This window comes from Microbacterium sp. CCNWLW41 (assembly GCF_037083505.1).
In genome coordinates this window covers 361,887-379,445 of the sequence record NZ_JBAOJP010000008.1, presented here as the reverse complement: position 1 = coordinate 379,445, position 17,559 = coordinate 361,887, and the positions used below count along the sequence as shown (strand labels likewise).

The 17,559-nt window shown below is 71.7% G+C and carries 17 protein-coding genes; 7 read left to right on the top strand and 10 right to left on the bottom strand.

Annotated features, from left to right (window positions below):
- The first annotated feature begins 126 nt into the window (after positions 1 to 126).
- Positions 127 to 1,023: a hypothetical protein gene (locus V6R91_RS26360; RefSeq protein WP_336397660.1), complete on the top strand. Its 897-nt coding sequence runs from the start codon at positions 127 to 129 to the stop codon at positions 1,021 to 1,023.
- Positions 1,020 to 1,367 carry a GntR family transcriptional regulator gene (locus tag V6R91_RS26355; protein WP_271062396.1) on the top strand — a complete coding sequence of 116 codons (348 nt, stop codon included), beginning with the start codon at positions 1,020 to 1,022 and terminating at the stop codon, positions 1,365 to 1,367. Before V6R91_RS26360 ends, V6R91_RS26355 begins: the two co-directional genes overlap by 4 nt.
- A gap of 6 nt (positions 1,368 to 1,373) precedes the next feature.
- Here V6R91_RS26355 and V6R91_RS26350 read toward each other — a convergent pair whose 3' ends face one another.
- The gene (locus V6R91_RS26350) at positions 1,374 to 2,147 is read right to left on the bottom strand and encodes an isocitrate lyase/PEP mutase family protein (protein WP_336397659.1); all 774 of its coding nucleotides are present in this window, start codon (positions 2,145 to 2,147) and stop codon (positions 1,374 to 1,376) included.
- Between the two features lie 73 nt (positions 2,148 to 2,220).
- Here V6R91_RS26350 and V6R91_RS26345 point away from each other — a divergent pair, with 73 nt between their 5' ends.
- Positions 2,221 to 3,636 (top strand): RNB domain-containing ribonuclease, encoded by a 1,416-nt coding sequence (locus tag V6R91_RS26345; protein ID WP_336397658.1) that lies wholly within the window; start codon positions 2,221 to 2,223, stop codon positions 3,634 to 3,636.
- Between the two features lie 74 nt (positions 3,637 to 3,710).
- On the opposite strand, the gene V6R91_RS26340 is transcribed toward V6R91_RS26345, so the two are convergent.
- Genes V6R91_RS26340 through ispG form a run of 3 tightly spaced genes read right to left on the bottom strand, consistent with a single transcriptional unit; the run spans position 3,711 to position 6,612 of the window.
- Complete coding sequence (locus V6R91_RS26340; RefSeq protein ID WP_336397657.1) at positions 3,711 to 4,562, bottom strand: hypothetical protein; 852 nt, start codon at positions 4,560 to 4,562, stop codon at positions 3,711 to 3,713.
- On the bottom strand, positions 4,559 to 5,464 hold the full coding sequence (locus tag V6R91_RS26335) for a phosphotransferase family protein (protein ID WP_336397656.1): 906 nt from the start codon (positions 5,462 to 5,464) through the stop codon (positions 4,559 to 4,561). The genes V6R91_RS26340 and V6R91_RS26335 overlap by 4 nt, the downstream gene beginning before the upstream one ends.
- Positions 5,461 to 6,612, bottom strand: a complete 1,152-nt coding sequence (ispG, locus tag V6R91_RS26330) for a flavodoxin-dependent (E)-4-hydroxy-3-methylbut-2-enyl-diphosphate synthase (RefSeq protein ID WP_271062127.1) — start codon at positions 6,610 to 6,612, stop codon at positions 5,461 to 5,463. Before ispG ends, V6R91_RS26335 begins: the two co-directional genes overlap by 4 nt.
- 209 nt (positions 6,613 to 6,821) lie before the next feature.
- Between ispG and V6R91_RS26325 the strand changes: the two genes are divergently transcribed.
- The 3 genes from V6R91_RS26325 (at position 6,822) to V6R91_RS26315 (ending at position 10,172) form a co-directional block, all read left to right on the top strand.
- Complete coding sequence (locus tag V6R91_RS26325) at positions 6,822 to 8,756, top strand: anthranilate synthase family protein (RefSeq protein ID WP_336397655.1); 1,935 nt, start codon at positions 6,822 to 6,824, stop codon at positions 8,754 to 8,756.
- Positions 8,757 to 8,955: 199 nt separating this feature from the next.
- The gene (locus V6R91_RS26320) at positions 8,956 to 9,201 is read left to right on the top strand and encodes a hypothetical protein (RefSeq protein ID WP_271062125.1); all 246 of its coding nucleotides are present in this window, start codon (positions 8,956 to 8,958) and stop codon (positions 9,199 to 9,201) included.
- The gene (locus tag V6R91_RS26315; RefSeq protein ID WP_271062124.1) at positions 9,198 to 10,172 is read left to right on the top strand and encodes an SRPBCC family protein; all 975 of its coding nucleotides are present in this window, start codon (positions 9,198 to 9,200) and stop codon (positions 10,170 to 10,172) included. Before V6R91_RS26320 ends, V6R91_RS26315 begins: the two co-directional genes overlap by 4 nt.
- A 25-nt stretch (positions 10,173 to 10,197) precedes the next feature.
- On the opposite strand, the gene V6R91_RS26310 is transcribed toward V6R91_RS26315, so the two are convergent.
- The 3 genes from V6R91_RS26310 to V6R91_RS26300 form a co-directional block, all read right to left on the bottom strand.
- Entirely contained in the window at positions 10,198 to 11,478 is a 1,281-nt protein-coding gene (locus V6R91_RS26310; protein ID WP_336397654.1) for an RNA polymerase sigma factor, read from the bottom strand.
- Positions 11,478 to 11,843 carry a YciI family protein gene (locus tag V6R91_RS26305; protein ID WP_271062122.1) on the bottom strand — a complete coding sequence of 122 codons (366 nt, stop codon included), beginning with the start codon at positions 11,841 to 11,843 and terminating at the stop codon, positions 11,478 to 11,480. The genes V6R91_RS26310 and V6R91_RS26305 overlap by 1 nt, the downstream gene beginning before the upstream one ends.
- Positions 11,844 to 11,954: 111 nt before the next feature.
- Positions 11,955 to 13,325 carry an MFS transporter gene (locus tag V6R91_RS26300; protein ID WP_336397653.1) on the bottom strand — a complete coding sequence of 457 codons (1,371 nt, stop codon included), beginning with the start codon at positions 13,323 to 13,325 and terminating at the stop codon, positions 11,955 to 11,957.
- Between the two features lie 205 nt (positions 13,326 to 13,530).
- Here V6R91_RS26300 and V6R91_RS26295 point away from each other — a divergent pair, with 205 nt between their 5' ends.
- Positions 13,531 to 14,010 (top strand): nuclear transport factor 2 family protein, encoded by a 480-nt coding sequence (locus V6R91_RS26295; protein ID WP_336397652.1) that lies wholly within the window; start codon positions 13,531 to 13,533, stop codon positions 14,008 to 14,010.
- A 15-nt stretch (positions 14,011 to 14,025) separates the two neighbouring features.
- Here V6R91_RS26295 and V6R91_RS26290 read toward each other — a convergent pair whose 3' ends face one another.
- The 3 genes from V6R91_RS26290 to dxr form a co-directional block, all read right to left on the bottom strand.
- The gene (locus tag V6R91_RS26290; protein ID WP_336397651.1) at positions 14,026 to 14,832 is read right to left on the bottom strand and encodes an SDR family NAD(P)-dependent oxidoreductase; all 807 of its coding nucleotides are present in this window, start codon (positions 14,830 to 14,832) and stop codon (positions 14,026 to 14,028) included.
- 237 nt (positions 14,833 to 15,069) lie between these two features.
- The gene (locus V6R91_RS26285; protein ID WP_336397650.1) at positions 15,070 to 16,404 is read right to left on the bottom strand and encodes a M50 family metallopeptidase; all 1,335 of its coding nucleotides are present in this window, start codon (positions 16,402 to 16,404) and stop codon (positions 15,070 to 15,072) included.
- A 59-nt stretch (positions 16,405 to 16,463) separates the two neighbouring features.
- Positions 16,464 to 17,549: a 1-deoxy-D-xylulose-5-phosphate reductoisomerase gene (dxr, locus tag V6R91_RS26280; protein WP_336397649.1), complete on the bottom strand. Its 1,086-nt coding sequence runs from the start codon at positions 17,547 to 17,549 to the stop codon at positions 16,464 to 16,466.
- Between the last annotated feature and the right edge of the window lie 10 nt (positions 17,550 to 17,559).

The following is a 17,559-nucleotide window of genomic DNA, read 5'->3' as shown; positions in this document are numbered from 1 at the left end:
TGATGCCCGGGGTACCGCTTGTGCGGCCGCGGGCTGCCGGGCTCTGCATCGATCCCCCTCCTCCCTTTTGTGTCAGGCAAATGGTACATTCGGCACACCTGCCGACCGGTCAAAGGGGGAACACCGATGATCACCGCACTCACGCTGGCGTGGACGCTCGGCCCTCCGGTGACGGCGCTCACGATCGCCGCCCTCGCCCGGTTCGTCGCGCTCCGCTCGGTCCCCGCTCTTGGGCCCCGCCTCACCGCTGCGACGGCGACGACGGGGACCGCGCTCTTCCTCGCGCAGGTGGGGATCGCCGTCCTCGGGGTCGCCGGCGCCCTCGCTCTTAGCTCCCCCGAGGCGGAGCGGGTCCGGGCCATCGCCCCCCTGGTCATGGGAACACTCGGCGTCATGGGCCTGTCGATCCCCGCCGAACGCCGCCCACGCGCGAGAGCCGCGACAGTCGCCCGGCGTACGGTCAGCGTGTTCCTCTCCCGAGGCTGGCCCCTCGCCATCACCGGGATCGGCGCCCTCGTCCTCATTCTCTCGCTGGCCGCGGGTTCGGTGTCCCGCCCCGACGCCGAAGGAAGGAGTGTGGAGTTCGCTCTCCCGATCGGGCCAGGCGGCGAGGCGAGGACGACGATCTACGGCTGGTACTTCTCAGTCCCCGCACTCATCGTCACCGGTCTGCTCCTGGTCGTCACCGCCATCGCCTGGCACGCGCTGACCCGCTTCCCTTGGGGGGAGGACATCGCGCTGGATACAGCCGTCCGCCGTACCCGCGCCGCGAACATCGGCCGCGCGACCACCGGAGCCCTGCTCATCCATCTGTCGTTCATCACGCGTTCCCTCGCCGGAACGGCCAGCATCTCCGGACGCTTCGAGTCCGGACCGTGGATCGTGCCCTCCTTCGCGGCGATGGGGCCGGCTCTCTCCGTCGCGAGCCTGATCGCGCTCATCGGCGGGTTGGCGCTCTGGGCGGTCGTCGCCTTCACCGCCATCCCCGGACGCGGCCTCCGGACGCGGGATCCGGCGGAATGAGGATCTCCATCTCCCCGACGGGCGGGACGCCCGCGGAGCAGGTGCACAGTCAGCTTCGGGGCCTCATCACGACCGGCGGTCTCGGCGCGGGGGAACGTCTGCCGTCCGTGCGTCAGCTCGCAACGGACCTGGGCGTGGCGCCGGGGACCATCGCCAAGGCATACAAGCAACTGGAGGCCGACGGCTTCGTGGTGTCCCGCACCGGCGCGGGGACCCGGGTCAGTCATTCGGCTACCGCTGTCTCGCAAACTGTCGCCGACGCGGCACGTCGGCTGGTCGCGGCCGCCAAAGCCGACGGCTTGGGACGGGAGGACACCGAACAGGTGCTGCGAGCGATCTGGTGACGGCGTTCAGTTCAGGGGACGGGTGCCCTCCGGGATGCCTGCCCCCGCGTAGATCCCCGACGCGGCGTCCTGGAGGGCGGTGAGCGCCACGCGCTGCGGCAGCGGTCCGTAGGAGATGCGGGCGACGCCGAGCTCCTCGTACTCGGGCGCGGTGAGCGCTCCGGGCAGCCCGATCACGCTGACCTTGCGCACGCCGATCCCCTCGACGAGCTGCCGGGTGACGTCGGCGTCGAGGATCCCCGGGACGAAGACGCAGTGCGCTCCGGCTTCCAGGTACGCCCGCCCCCGGGCGATCGCGTCGGCGACGCTCTCTTCCACCGGACGGCCGCCGGCGCGGACGAACGCGTCCGTCCGCGCGTTGAGCACGAACGGCACGCCCTCGGACTCGGCCGCGGCGATGATCGCCTCGACCGCGGCGACGGACTCCGCCAGCGGCTTCAGACGGTCCTCCACGTTCGCGCCGACCACGCCCGCGCCGATCGCGAGACGCGTCGTCTCCCCCGGCGCGCCGTAGGCGTCGTCGAGGTCCGCGGTCACCGGCAGATCCGTGGACGCGGCGATGCGCCCCACCATGTCGATCATCAGGTCCCGCGGGATCGCACCGTCGTCATAGCCGAAGCTCGACGCGATCGAGTGCCCCGCGGTGGCCAGGGCGGTCGTCTCCGGGAGGGCGGCCACGGCAGACGCCGAGACCACATCCCAGACGTTCACCACCCGCAGGATCTCCGGAGCGTCATAGAGGGCGGCAAGACGGACGGCACGATCGGTCGAAGAGGTCATGCGACCACGCTACCCACGCGGACGGACACCGGGGCCGGATCCGCGCCGAAGGCCGTCGCCGTAGGCTGGCGTCATGCCGCAGCGCCGATCGCACGTCGCCCCGTCCGCCGAGCAGAGCGAGCTCGCCGCCGCCCTCGCCGACCTCCGGACGAGCCTGGACGCGCCGGCCTCCTTCTCGGCCGAGGCGGAGGCGGAAGCCGCCGAGGCGACCGCGACGGCCCCCGACCTCGACCTGCGCGACATCCCCTTCGCCACGCTGGACCCGGCCGGCTCCCGAGACCTCGATCAGGCCTTCCATCTGGAACGGGCAGGATCCGGCTTCACCGTTCGCTATGCGATCGCCGACGTCCCCGCGTTCGTCCGCCCGGGCGGAGCCGTGGATGCGGCGGCCCGCGAACGTGGTCAGACCCTCTACGCCGCCGACGGATCCATCCCGCTGCATCCTCGAGCGCTCAGCGAGGATCGCGCGTCCCTCCTGCCGGACGTGGACCGCCCCGCGCTCGTGTGGACGTTCGTGCTCGACGCCGAGGGAGCCGTGACCGATCGCCGCCTGGAACGCGCGCTGATCCGATCCCGCGCCCAGCTCGACTACGTCGGCACCCAGCGGGCCCTGGACGCCGGCGAAGAGTCCCCCGCGTCCCTGCTGCCCGAGGTCGGCGCCCTGCGGTTCGCCCAGGAGAGCGCCCGCGGCGGCGCCAGCCTGAACCTCCCGGACGAGGAGGTCGTGCGCCGCGAGGACGGCACGTACGCGATCGAACGGCGCCACCCGCTCCCGGTCGAGGAGTGGAACGCGCAGCTCTCGCTGATGACGGGCATGGCCGCCGCCGAGATCATGCTGGAGGCCCGGATCGGCGTGCTTCGCACCATGGCGCAGCCGGACGACGCGGCGTTCGAGGAGTTCCGCCGCCGCACCCGCGCCCTCGGACGACCGTGGACGACAGGACGATACGGCGACTACCTGAGAGGTCTCGACCGCGCGGATCCGCTCACCCTTCCGATCCTCGAAGCCGCGACCACCCTCTTCCGGGGCGCCGGCTACGTGACCTTCGACGGCACGGTGCCGCAGGACGCCGGCCAGGCCGCGATCGGCGCCCCGTACGCGCATGCCACCGCGCCGCTGCGTCGCCTGGTCGACCGCTGGGCGCTGACGATCTGCCTCGCCGCGGCCCGGGGCGAGGAGGTCCCGGATTGGGTCCGGGAGAGCCTGTCGTCGCTTCCGGCGATCATGCAGGCGAGTGGCCAGCGCGCCTCACGACTGGAGTCCGAGACGGTGAACCGGGTCGAGGCGGCTCTGCTCACTCCCCTGATCGGCTCCTCGGTGCCGGCGACGATCATCGAGATCCGCAGGGACCGAGCCGAGGTCCAGCTCACCGACCCGGTGGTCACCGCCACGGCGCCGGTCCCTCCCGGGGCGGCGCCGGGCTCGGTGGTGTCGCTGCGGGTCGTCGGGGCCGACATCGCCCGCGGCGAGATCGAGTTCGCACTCTGATCTCGCCGTTCGGGGCGCGTCCCGGGGCATGAGGACCCCGCGGAAGACCCCGATCCCCCGGCGGGCGCCCCGAATCAGGCCGAGGCCGGGACCGCCGTCGTCGTCATGACGAGCAGCTGCGGGTCGGACAGGTCCAGCGTCACCCGGATCGCGGCGAACTCCGCGGTGCTCGTGACGTGCGTGCCGCCGCAGAGGATCGAGGCCGTGCCCTCGGGAAGCTCGCACACCCAACGACGCCGGTCCGTGATGGCGGGGCCGTCGGCCTCGATCCGGCTGGGGGCGCCGGCCGCCACCCAGGCCGCGAGCTGCGCGTTGATCCGTTCCTCGCGCTCCGAGAGCGAGGCTGCGAAGGTCTCGGTGTCGAACCCCGCCTTGCGCAGGCTCTTCCCCAGGCGGTACTCGTCGACCGATCCGTCCGGGCGGATCCGGCTGCTCTGATTCGCGCGGCCCTCGAAGTCGGGGGTCCCCAGCGCGTCCGACCCCGGATCCTTGCGCCAGAGGTCCGCGACGGCGAGGTCGAGGGCGAGGGAGGCGAGGTGACACGCCGTGTGCCCCCTGCTCAACCCCGCGCGGCGATCGGCGTCGACGTCCAGGACAACGCGGGCCCCCGGAGCGAGCCATCCGGGCGCCTCGCCTCCGAGACGGTGCCCCACGCCCCACGTCCATCCCTCGGCGCCGCGCTTGACCGGGATGTCCGTCCCGACGGCGAAGGCGCCGTCGTCGGACACGGCGACCATCACGGCCTCGGTGACCTCCACGGGCTCCCCGTCAGCGCCGCGAACCCATCCGGTGTCGCCGGGCTGGTCCGGCCAGGTGTGGTCGACGGGATGGAAGGGCGTGGCGTCCACCACGAGGACGTCGCCGTCCACCCGCGCCACCTGCGCGTCGCCGTGCACGTCCCCCTGCGCGAACGTCACCGTCGTCATCTCGTCTCCTCCGTCTCGTCCAGGACGTCCGCGATCATGCGATGCCCCTGTGCCTCGAACTCGTCGTCGCCCGTCTGGTACGCCCAGGCCGCGGTCCCCACGGCCTCTGCGAGCCGCAGCGCCGTCCAGTGGTCGTGCGCGCCCTCGCCGCCGAGGCGGGGATCCGCGCCGTAACCGTCGAGGAACGCATCCTCACACGACGGAGCGTCCCGCCATTGCTGCGCCGCGAGGCGCAAGAGGTCCGATGCGCGGCTGCGGAAGGAGAACCGTCCGAAGTCGATGACGCGGAGCCCCCGGGCCGGATCGTCGCCGGCGAGGAGCCAGTTGCGCGGCTGCCAGTCGCCGTGGGTCGGCACGAGCTCCGGGGTCCCCGGCCGGAGCCGGTCGAGCAGCGCCCGCACCTGCTCCTGGACCTCCGGGCGGATGCGGTGCGGCGAGGCGAGGGAGCGGCGGACGCGGTCGAGCACCCCCTCGTCGCCGGGGCGGGACGCCTGGTCGTGGAAGCGGCGCAGCAGCTCGCCGGCACGGCGGTGGACCGCAGGATCGAACGCCGCGTCCGTCCCGTCCACGAGCTCGCCGGGAAGGTGGTCCGCCACGAACACGCGATCCTCCCGCGAGGCGTGCCGGAGCCGCGCCGCGAGGCCGTCCCGCGACCAGACGTCGGTCCAGCCGTCGTGCGCGTCGAGCTCCCGCCCGATGTGGTGGTTCGACGGATCGCCCGCCTTGACGATGAGACGACTCCCGTCGTGCTCCGCCTCGTACACGAACGCCGAGACGGAGCCGTGCCATCCCCGGTCGGCGACGATCCGCGCTCCGGGGATCCACTCGCTCAGGCGAGCCCGCTGGGCGGCACTCAACCGGTCCGCCCCGGGGAAGTCCCGAGCGCCCGGACCCGCGGTCACGCCGTGACGACCTGGGCGGTCCCGATCGGCGCGTCCGGGCCCATCTCGTCGGCGATCCGGTTCGCCTCTTCGATCAGCGTCTGCACGATATCCGCCTCGGGGACGGTCTTGATGACCTCGCCCTTGACGAAGATCTGCCCCTTGCCGTTGCCGCTGGCCACCCCGAGATCCGCTTCGCGGGCCTCACCGGGACCGTTCACGACGCAGCCCATGACGGCCACGCGCAGCGGGACGGTCATGTCCTTGAGCCCCTCCGTCACGCTGTCCGCCAGGGAGTACACGTCCACCTGCGCGCGTCCGCACGACGGGCAGGAGACGATCTCGAGCTTGCGCTCGCGGAGGTTCAGCGACTGCAGGATCTGGTGGCCGACCTTGACCTCCTCCGCCGGCGGCGCGGACAGCGAGACCCGGATGGTGTCGCCGATCCCCTCCGCGAGGAGGATCCCGAAGGCGGTGGCGGACTTGATGGTGCCCTGGAAGGCCGGGCCCGCCTCGGTGACACCGAGGTGCAGCGGCCAGTCGCCCATGGCGGCGAGCAGTCGGTACGCCTTCACCATCACGATGGGGTCGTTGTGCTTGACCGAGATCTTGAAGTCGTGGAAGTCATGCTCCTCGAACAGCGACGCCTCCCAGCGCGCGCTCTCCGCGAGCGCTTCCGGGGTCGCCTTGCCGTACTTCTCCAGCAGGCGCTTGTCGAGCGAGCCCGCGTTGACGCCGATGCGCAGCGAGACGCCGGCGTCCTTCGCGGCCTTGGCGATCTCGCCGACCTTGTCGTCGAACTGCCGGATGTTGCCGGGGTTCACCCGGACCGCCGCACAACCGGCGTCGATCGCCTGGAAGACGTACTTGGGTTGGAAATGGATGTCCGCGATGACGGGGATCTGGCTCTTCTTGGCGATGATGTGCAGCACATCCGCGTCGTCCTGGGACGGAACGGCGACGCGGACGATCTCGCAGCCGGACGCCGTCAGCTCGGCGATCTGCTGCAGGGTCCCGTTGATGTCGGTGGTCTTGGTCGTGGTCATCGACTGCACCGAGATCGGGGCGTCACCGCCCACGAGCACCTTGCCGACCCGGATCTGACGGGTCTTTCGGCGCGGAGACAGGATGTCGGGGACGCGGGGCATCCCGAGGTTCACGGCTGGCACCCTTCCAGGGTAGTCGTCCGTTACGCGACAGGGCCGGATGCACGCTGTGTGGTACCTTCAGGCGCATGTCCGTGAACTCCGACCGCCCGTCATCCTGTGGCTGGTGGCCCGCCTTCTAGGCGGACCGTTCGCGTACCACGAGACCGAGACCGCCCTCCCGGGGCGGTCTTCGTCGTTCGGCCGCACCGGATTCCCTCCAGGAGACACCGATGACCCCCACCGCCTCGCCGGAGTCCGACGCGACCAGGCTCCCGGCGCGTCTGCGCGCCCTCGCCGCCGATGCCTCCGCGTCCTTCGTCCTCCTCGCCCGCGAGGGCACCGACGCGGTAGAACTGCTCACCGGTCCGATCCGGGACGTCGATCTCCTCGCCGACATCCCTCTGCACGGGGCGGACGGCGGATCCCGCGAGGTGTTCGCGCTCGTCCCCTTTCGCCAGGTGCGCGAGCGGGGGTTCGAGGCGCAGGACGACGGGGCCCCGCTGCGGTGCCTCCTCGTGGAGGAGCATCTGACGGCGGACGCCGACACGGTGCGCCGGGCCCTCCCCGACGAGGCGATCCCGCTCCGGGACGGCGGGTTCGACCTCAGCGACGACGACTATGCCGCGATCGTCGAGACGGTGATCTCCGAGGAGATCGGGCGCGGCGAGGGCGCGAACTTCGTGATCCGCCGCGACTACACCGCGCGCATCGACGCGGATGAGCGCCACGCGGCGCTCACCTGGTTCCGCGCGCTGCTGGAGCACGAGCGGGGTGCCTACTGGACTTTCGCCGTGGTGACCCCGGACGTCGTCGCCGTCGGGGCGAGCCCGGAGGCTCATGTGGTCGCCCGCGACGGGATCGTCACGATGAACCCGATCTCGGGAACCTTCCGTCACCCGGCGGGCGGGGCGACCGCCGAGACCCTGACCGCGTTCCTCTCCTCCACCAAGGAGACGGAGGAGCTGTTCATGGTCGTCGATGAAGAGCTCAAGATGATGAGCGCCGTCTGCTCGGACGGCGGACGCATCACGGGGCCGCATCTCAAGGAGATGTCCCGCCTCACCCACACCGAGTACATGCTCCGCGGCCGGAGCCGGCTGGATCCGCGGGAGATCCTGCGCGAGACGATGTTCGCCCCGACCGTCACCGGGTCCCCGATGCAGAACGCCTGTACGGTCATCCGGCGCCACGAGCGCAAGCCGCGCGGGTACTACTCCGGCGTCGCCGCACTGTTCACCCCGAACGCGGAGGGCGGACACGACGTGGACGCCCCGATCCTCATCCGCACCGTCTATCTGAGCGACGGCGCCCTCAGCGTCCCGGTCGGCGCGACCCTCGTCCGTCACTCGGACCCCGCCGGCGAGGTCGGCGAGACGCACGGGAAGGCCGCCGGGGTGCTCGGGGCGATCGGGGCCGTCGCCCGCGACGCCGCCGCCGAGGCCCGGGCGGATGCGGACGCCCCGGGTGCGGAGAAGGATGCCGCTCGGCTCGCCGACGACCCCGCGATCGCCGCTCTCCTCGCCTCGCGCAACGAACGGCTCGCGGAGTTCTGGATCCAGCCGCAGGAGGACGACTCGGCCGCCGGGCCGTTCGCGGGCAGGACGGCGCTCGTCGTGGACGCCGAGGATCGGTTCACCACCATGCTCGCGCATCAGCTGCGCCATCTCGGCCTGGAGGTGCGGATCGCCGCCTGGAGCGAGGTCGCCGACGAAGACGTCGACCGGGCAGACCTGCTCGTCGCGGGGCCCGGCCCCGGCGACCCCCGCGATCCGTCCAGCCCGCGGATCACCCGGATGCGGGAGGTGGTCGCCCGGCGGCTCGACGCCGGCCGCCCTCTCTTGGCCGTCTGCCTGAGCCACCAGATCCTCGCTGACCGTCTGGGCATCGGTCTCGCGCCGCTGCCCAGCCCTCATCAGGGAGTGCAGAAGACCGTGCCCGTGTTCGAGGAGGACGCCTCGATCGGCTTCTACAACACGTTCACCGCGCGGGTGGCGCCGGGAACGGCCGCGGTGGGAACCGCGGAGGTGTCCGCGGATCCGGCGTCCGGCGACGTCTATGCCCTGCGCGGACCGGCGTTCGCCTCGGTGCAGGGGCATCTGGAGTCGATCCTCTCCCGTGACGGGATGCGCACGCTGCAGCGGCTCATCGCACACGCCCTGTCCTGATCCCCGGCCGGGCCGCCCGCCGCGGCGCCTCGCCCGAGGAGCCATCCGAATCAGGCATTCGCGCGGGATCAGGCAACCTCTCGCTTTGTTCGCCTGATCTCGCGCGAATGCCTGATCCCACGCGGGCTGGCGCGGGCCCACCCCAGAACCTTTAGCAACCCTAGTTGACAGCATGCAATAAGCAACGTAGGTTGCTTGCATGGAGTCGACACGGATCGCGGACGTCGCCGCGGACACCACCGATCCCCGCGCGGGACTCAGGGCCGTCGCGACGCTGCGCGCGCTCGCGGACACGCTGGAGCTGCGCCAGGTCGAGGCGGCTCTCCGCAGCGGCATGAGCTGGCAGGAGGTCGCCGACGCCCTCGGCGTCACCCGCCAGGCCGCGCACAAGAAGCACGCGAAGCGGATCGATCCGTCGATCCCCGTTCCCCGGAGGACCTCATGACGTTCACGCAGACCCTCACGACCAGCCACACCCTGTCGGTCACCGCCATGGAGGAGGCCTCCCGCCTGGGCCAGCACGAGGCCGACATCGATCATCTCCTGCTCGCGTTGACCCTGACCGAGCAGCCGGCGGGCCAGGTGCTGCGGGCGATGGGGGTGACCCTTCAGACCGCGCGGGACGCGATCGCGGAGCTTCGCGCGGATCAGCTCCGCTCCCTCGGCATCGCCACGTCGGAGCCCGCACCGGGTCGCATCACGATGCAGGAGGGCGGCGAGTACACCTGGACGCCTCGCGCGCTCGAGCTGATGAGTCGCGCCGCCAAGCACGGCGGGGACGCGACCGCGGTGCTGCGCCAGCTCATCGCCGAGCCCAGCGGACTGATCGTCGACCTGCTCGAACGCATGGGGCATAGCCCCGAAACGGTCGCCGACCGCCTCGACGAGGTCGGCACGCTCTCGCGCCATCACCCGCGGACGGAGCCGGGGGCCATCGTCGGCACCTCCGAGGCTTTCGTCCCTGCACCGATGGCGGACGTCTGGGCGTTGCTTGCGGATGCGCGACGCATGCCGGAGTGGGAGCCGATGACCGAAGACGTCGAGCCGCCGGAGGGATCCCCCTCCCCCGGATCGAGCTGGACGACGCTCGGACCCCGGACCTCGTCGAACGGCAAGTCCCTGCCCGCACAGACCCGTCGCCGGACCGTGGAGCTGCTCATCGCCGACGAGCCTGCGCAGATCGGCTGGGCCTTCCGGTTCCCGGATGCCCCGCGAAGCAACTCGGCCCGGCTGGACATCGTGCTGTCGCCCGCGGCGGGAGGCACGCAGCTCCGCCTGACCTGGGGCTGGGTGCGCACACGACGGCGGCGGTCGATCCTGGGTCTCGTCCTGCGCCCGCTCTACCGCTTCTTCCTGTGGCTCCAACTGCAGCAGATCTCCGGCGGGATCAGCCGCGCCCTCCGGTCCCCGAGCTGACCCGTGGCGCGGGCCCCGAAGCGGGTCAGCCGGCCACGCCGGCCGCGGCGATCCTGGCGTCGAGCAGGCGCCGTTCGGCGTCGTTCCCGCTGAGCTGTCGCGCCCGCTCATCCGCCGCCCGAGCCTCATCGGCGCGGCCGATCCGTCGCAGGAGAGCGGCGCGCACGGCATGCCAGAGGCGGTAGCCCTCCAGGCGTGATCGGACGGCTTCGACCTCGTCGAGACCGGCGCGCGGCCCGGCGCACTCGGCGAGCGCCACCGCACGGTTCAGCCGGACCAGCGGCGACGAGTCGTAGACCAGGAGCAGGTCGTACAGGGCGAGGATCTGGGGCCAATCCGTGTCCGCTGCGTCCTGGGCGTCGGTGTGGCACGCCGCGATCGCCGCATGCAGCTGCCAGCGACCGGGCCGCCGAAGCGCACCGGCTCGCTCCAGTGAATTCCTCGCTGTCGCCAGATCGGCCGCATCCCACAGCGAACGGTCCTGGGCATCGAGAGGGACCAGACTGCCGTCCATCACGCGAGCGGGTCCGCGCGCCCGATGGAAGTGCAGAAGCGCCCGTAGCCCGTGCGCCTCGGCCTCGTCCGGGAGACAGAGCGCGATCACCCCCGCGAGCCACAGCGCGTCGTCGGCGAGATCGTGTTCGGGGTCGGCGCTCTCGCCGTCGCGGAGCTGCGCCGCGTCGTACATCACCGAAACGACGGTGAGGACGAGGTCGAGCCGGGCGGCGCGCTCCCGCCCACGCGGGACACGGAGGGGGATGCCGGAGGCGGCGATCTTCCGCTTGGCCCGCACGATCCGTTGCGCGACCGTCGACTCGGGCTCGACGGTCGCGCGGGCGATCTGCGCCGTGGTGAGGCCCACGACCGCGCGAAGCGTCAGCGCGAGCTGTCCGGCGGGGGCGATGGCGGGGTGGCAGCAGCCGAACAGGAGCGGGAGCCGCTCGTCCAGCACCTCCTCAGCCTCTTCGCCCGCGGGCGCCGGGACGTCCTCCCCCGCACCCGTCATCGCCGTGGCGGCGACAGCCTCGACCTTCTCGCGGTATCGGCGCGAGCGCCGGACGAGATCGAGCGCGTCATGCCGGGCTGCGGTCATCAGCCAGGCTCCTGGCCGCGGAGGCACCCCGTCGCGGCGCCACGCCCGGAGCGCCTCCTCGATCGCGGAGGACGTGGCCTCTTCGGCGACGTCCAGGTCGCCGAAGGAGCGGTGCAGCGCCGACACGACCCGCGCGGCCTCCCCGCGGACGACCCGCGCCAGCTCGGTGTCGGACCGGGAGGCGGCCCGGTCCGACACCGGTGCGCCGTTCATCAGGCGAACAGCTCCTCGTCGTCGTACATGGGGCGGATCTCCACGGCGTTGCCGGGGTGCTCCAGGGACGGCCAGGTCCGGGCGAGGGCCAGCGCCGCATCGAGATCGGGAACGTCGATGAGGGTGAAGCCGCCGATGACCTCCTTCGCCTCGGAGAAGGGGCCGTCCACGACGACCGGACCCCGGTCGGAGGCCCGGACCGTTGTCGCGGATTCTGCGCTGTGCAGCGCCGCTCCGCCGTCGAGGATGTGCTGCGCGTTCGCCTCGTGCCATTCGAGGATGCGTGCGAGGTCCGCCTCCTGCACCTCCTCCGGCACACGGGCGTCCAGCTCGGGGTCGGAGGTGAACATCAGAACGTACTTCATGGGCGGTCCTTTCCTGATCGGGAACGGTTGGGGGAACCGTTTCACAGGAACAGCGCTCGGGCAACCGCGAGATCGACACCGATGGCCGATCTCGCCCGAGCCCGCGTCCGACTACCGCACCGGCACCCCCGCCACGGGCTTCTCCTCAGCCAGCGCGTCGACGGTGATCCGCCCCGTGTCGTCCGCCACCCCGCGCGTGGGCAGCGTGAGGATGAAGGCGATGCCGACCAGCGCCGCTCCGATGGCGAGGAAGGCGGCGGCGTAGGGGTTGCCGGTGAGCTGGGTGAGCTGCGCGGCGAGGTACGGACCCGCGCCTCCTCCGATGGCGGCGCCGAGCCCGAACCCGAGGGCGGCCCCGGTGTAGCGCACGCGTGCGGGGAAGACGGCCGTCATCGACGCGTACGCCGGGGCGGCGACCGCACCGCCCAGGCCGCCGAGCAGGCAGAAGCCCGCCGCGCTGACCCAGAAGTTCCCGGCCGTCGCCTTCATGAGCATCATCACGGGGAGGAAGGACACCGCCAGGACGCCCATGATGATGATCATGGTCTTGCGCCGGCCCAGCCGGTCGATCACGAGCCCCGTCAGGATCGTGAGGACGATCGCGGCGATCCCTTGCAACGAGGCCATGACCGCCGTCGCGCCCGGCTCGAATCCCGCCTCCCGCTGGAGGAACAGCGGGATGTACACGGCCAGGATGTAGCCGATCATCAGGACGGTCCCGGTCAGCACCATCACCTTGAGCAGCGGACGCCAGTAGCCGACGATCAGCTCTCGGACCGGCGAACGCTCGACCTTGTGCGCCGCCGCGAGGCGGCGGAACTCCGGCGAATCCTCGAGACGGAGGCGCAGGAGCAGGCAGAGGAGTGTGAGCGGGAGCGACAGCAGCAGCGGGACCCGCCAGCCCCACTCGGCCATGACGCCTTCCGAGAGGATGGCCGTGATGACCGCCACCGCTCCCGGGGCGAGGAACGCCCCGGCGGCGGAGCCGAGCGGCGTGATGGTGCTGAGCAGACCGTGGTTGCCGCGGTGGGCGTGCTCCGAGACGAACGTGGTGGATCCGGCGAGCTCGCCGCCGGCGGAGAACCCCTGCAGGAGTCGGAGGATGACGAGCAGCAGAGGCGCGAGAGCGCCGATCGCGGCATAGGTCGGGAGCAGGCCCATCGCCGTCGTCACGACCCCCATGCCGATCACGGTGACCATGAGGGCGAAACGCCGCCCCATCCGGTCCCCGAGGCGTCCGAAGAACAGCCCGCCGAGCGGACGGGTGAGGAAGCCGCTGCCGAGGGCGAGGATGGAGCTCAGGATCGACAGGAAGGGATCCTCCCCGGGGAAGAAGAGCGGCGCCGTGTAGACGATCAGGTAGGCGTAGACGAAGAAGTCGTAGGACTCGACGATCGTGCCGAGCAGCCCCGCGAGGGACGCGCGGCGCACCATCGCGGGGGTCGGGATGGGGGCGGAGACGTGCGATGCATGGTGGCTCATGGTGACCTCTCTGTCACGGACCGGGTGGGGGCACGGCGGCGGGGCGTGTGTGCCGCGCGGGACCTCGGCGTCCCGCGCGCACCCCTTGAACATTGACGGATGTGGCCAACGGCCACTGGCTGGACTCTAGCACCAAGCAAGCGCTTCGTCACGAGTTCTTCGGGCGCCGTTGACAGCCCTTCGCGCCGCCGGTTAGCGTCCCCGGATGACGCACCGACTCGAACACCGCCTCCGCGCGCTGGAGGATCGCCTCCACCTCCTCGAGCTGGAGGGCCGCTACGCACGCTTCTTCGACGATCACGACGGCGACGCGTGGAGCTCCCTGTTCACCGAGGACGGGATCTACCGGTCGCGCATCGCCGACGAGACGTTCGTCCAAGGCCGATCCGCACTGCGGCGGTTCTGCGATCAGGCGCCGTTCGACGGACTGCACCTGTTCCACGTACCCCAGGTGTCTCTCGACGGCGACTCGGCGACCGCACGGATCCACCTGGAGTACCGCGGGGTGTGGGCCCGGGACCCCGGAGCGCCGAGCATCACGATGACGGGGTACTACGACGTCGCCTACGCACGCGTCGACGATGGGTGGCGGATCAAGGAACGGGTCACCACGACGTTCTCCCGGGAGCACTCCGTGACGCACGGCTATCCGCGAGGAAGCGGACTGACTCCGGAGCACGCCTGACGCGACGCGCCCCGGTCAGCCCGGCATCCCTGCGCCGCCGTTGGGTCGAAGGACCTGTCCGGTCACGAAACGCGACGCGTCGGCGGCCAGGTACAGCACGGCCAGCGCGATGTCGACCGGCTCGCCCGTGATGCCGAGCGGGGACACGGCGGCACGGCGGGCGAAGACCTCGCGCCGGGCCTCCTCGTCGACCGCGCCGTCCGCCGTCGTCCAGTGGTGCGCGACCATCGGGGTGTCGACCCACCCGGGGGCCACGGCGTTGACCCGGATGCCCTGCGGTCCGACCTCGACGGCCAGCGACCTCGTCAGCATCGCCACGGCGGCCTTCGTCAGCGAGTATCCGGCGATGCCGGCGGTCGGCAGGTCGATCGCGCTGGAGGCGACGTTGACGATGGATCCGGCTCCCTGGGCGGACATCGCGCGGACCGCGCTGGCGCAGCCCCAGTACGTGCCCCGGAGATTGACGTCGAGCAGGAGGTCCACCTCCTCCTCGGGCATGTCGGCGACGGCGCCGTAGCGGATGACGCCCGCGACGTTGGCCCAGACGTCGATCCGTCCATGTCGATCGCGAGCGGCCGTCGCGAGATCCTCCATGTCCGTCCGTCGCGAGACATCGGCGACGAACCCGGTCGCAGCACCGCCGGACGCGCCGACGAGCGCGACGGTCTCGGTGAGCGTCAGGGGATCGGCGTCGCTGACGAGCACGGCGGCCCCCGCCCTGGCGAGCGTGAGCGCCACGCTGCGCCCGATCCCTCCGCCAGCACCGGTCACGACCGCCACGCGGTCCGTCAGGTCGAAGTACGGCTCGATGTCGGCGTGCATGCGGGCGCCTCCCGGATCAGGCGGCATCATTCGCACCGCGCTTCGCGTCGTTTGTCGCGAGCGTAGCCATTGGCCACAAGCACGTCAAACATCCCCTCGCAGGAGCGCTCCGCATCAGGCGTTCGCGCGAGTTCAGGCAACGCACGGGCGGTGTCGCCTGATCCGGCGCGAACGCCTGATCTCGCGCGGGGCGCGGCAACGGCCACGCCTCGCGCTCGCGGGGTGTCGGCTCCGGGCTCAGCCGCCCAGGAGATCCACGGGGTTGAAGAGGTCCGCGATGAGCAGCAGCGCGCCCATGGCGATCAGGACGCCCGCGACGACGATGGTGAGCGGAACGAGGCGCGTCGCGTCCACCGGCTTCGGCGGGGGCCGGCGGAACAGCCGTGCCCAGGCCCGCTTGACCCCGTCCCAGAGAGCCACCACGATGTGCCCTCCGTCGAGCGGAAGAAGCGGGACGAGGTTGAAGACGAACAGGGCGATGTTCAGCGAGCCGAGGAGGCTGAACAGCACCACGAAGCGGTTCAGCACCGGCGCGTCCGTGGCGGCGACCTCGCCGGCGAGCCGCCCGACGCCGACGACGCTGAGCGGACCGTTCGGATCGCGCTCTCCCCCGGTGACCAGCGAGACGCCGACGTCCCACAGCCGCACCGGGAGGGTCGCGATCATGGACGCCACACGTCCGACGTTGTCCGCGGCCGCCTCGACACCCGCGGTGAGCGGCTGGGGCACGTACGCGAGCTGCGCGCCGACCCCGGCGTACCCGACCGTCTTCAGGACCGGTGCGCCCCGCTCGTCGACGACCGCTCGACCGTCGGCGTCCACCTCGCCGCGCTGAGCGGCCACGGGCGTCAGGGACAGCTCCACCGGGCCGCCGTCGCGCTCGACGACCACCGCGAGCGTCCTGCCGGGCGAGGCCTGGATGATCGCGCTGGCCTCCGCGAAGGTCGTGACCTTCTCGCCGTCGATCGAGACGAGCACGTCCCCCGGGAGGATCCCGGCCTGTGCGGCGGGCGCCACGGGGTCGCCGGGCGCGCACTCCTCCTGGGTGGACCCGGCAGGCAGCACGCATTCGGACACCGTGGCGATGGTGGTCGTCCCCTGCTGAACCCCGATGCCGCTGAGCAGCACCGTGAAGATCAGCACGGCGAGCACCAGGTTCATGAAGGGCCCGCCGAACATGACGATGATCCGCTTCCACACGGGCAGCCGGTAGAACACCCGGTCGGCGCGCGAGGGGTCGATCGTCTCGTCGTTCGCGGTGCGGGCGTCCTGGATGAGGGCGCGGAACATCCCGCTGCCGGCTCGCCCCTCGCCCTCGCCGTCCGCTGCGGGCGAAGGCGGATACATCCCGGACATGGAGATGAAGCCGCCGACGGGCAGGACCTTCACGCCGTACTCCGTCTCGCCGAACCGGCGGGACCACACGCGCGGACCGAAACCGATCATGTACTGGCCGACGTGCACGCCGAAGAGCTTCGCGGGCACGAGGTGCCCGATCTCGTGCAGCGCGATCGAGACGCCGATGCCGACCAGCATGAACAGCAGGCCGCCGATGTACAGGAGGATCTCCACCCGGACACGCTACCGTCCGGGATTAGGAGAAGGCCGAGTCCCTCGGGATCCGCGCCGCCTCAGGAGCCCGCGGCGATGAGGCGGTCCGCGCGCCGGCGCGCCCACTCCTCCGCCTCGGCCAGGCTCTCCAGGGTGAGGCTCTGGGGCGGCTCATGAGCGTCCACCACGGCCGCGATCGTGTCCACGATCCCGAGGAAGGACAGACGCCCCTCGTGGAACGCCGCAACCGCCTGCTCGTTGGCGGCGTTGTACACCGCGGGGAACGTCGCGCCGGCCCGCCCGACGCTCCTGGCCAGGTCGACGGCGGGAAAGGCGTCGTCGTCCAGCGGCTCGAAGGTCCAGGACGTGGAGGCCGTCCAGTCGATCGGTCGCCCGACACCTCCGACGCGGTGGGGCCAGTCCAGGCCCAAGGAGAGCGGAAGACGCATGTCGGGCGGCGACGCCTGGGCGATCGTGGAGCCGTCCACGAACTCGACCATCGAATGCACGACGGACTGAGGGTGCACGACGACCTCGATGTCCTCGTAGTCCACGTCGAACAGCAGGTGCGCCTCGATGACCTCGAGACCCTTGTTCACGAGCGTCGCCGAGTTGGTCGTGATGACCTTGCCCATGTCCCAGGTCGGATGCGCGAGGGCCTGCTCCGGCGTGATCCCCGCCATCTCGGCGCGAGACCTGCCGCGGAAGGGACCGCCCGACGCGGTGACGATCAGCCGGCGGACCTCGCCGTGCCCGCCCGAGCGCAGCGCCTGCGCGATCGCCGAGTGCTCGGAGTCCACCGACACGATCTGCCCGGTCTGCGCAGCCGCCGTGACCAGGGATCCCCCGACGATGAGCGACTCCTTGTTCGCCAGCGCGAGGGTCCGTCCGGCACGGAGCGCGGCCAGTGTGCTGCCGAGCCCCACTGAGCCGGTGATCGCGTTGAGCACGACGTCGGCGTCGACGTCCCGGACCAGCTGCTCCGCCTCGGATGCGCCGAGCGCGGTGTTCTCCACCCCGAACTCCTCGGCCTGCGCGGCGAGGGTCCGCGCGTCCGTTCCCGCGGCCAGCCCGACGACCTCGAAACGGCGGGGATGGGCGCGGATCACGTCCAGCGCCTGGGTGCCGACGGAACCGGTCGAGCCGAGGACGATGATGCGACGCATGACGCCAGCC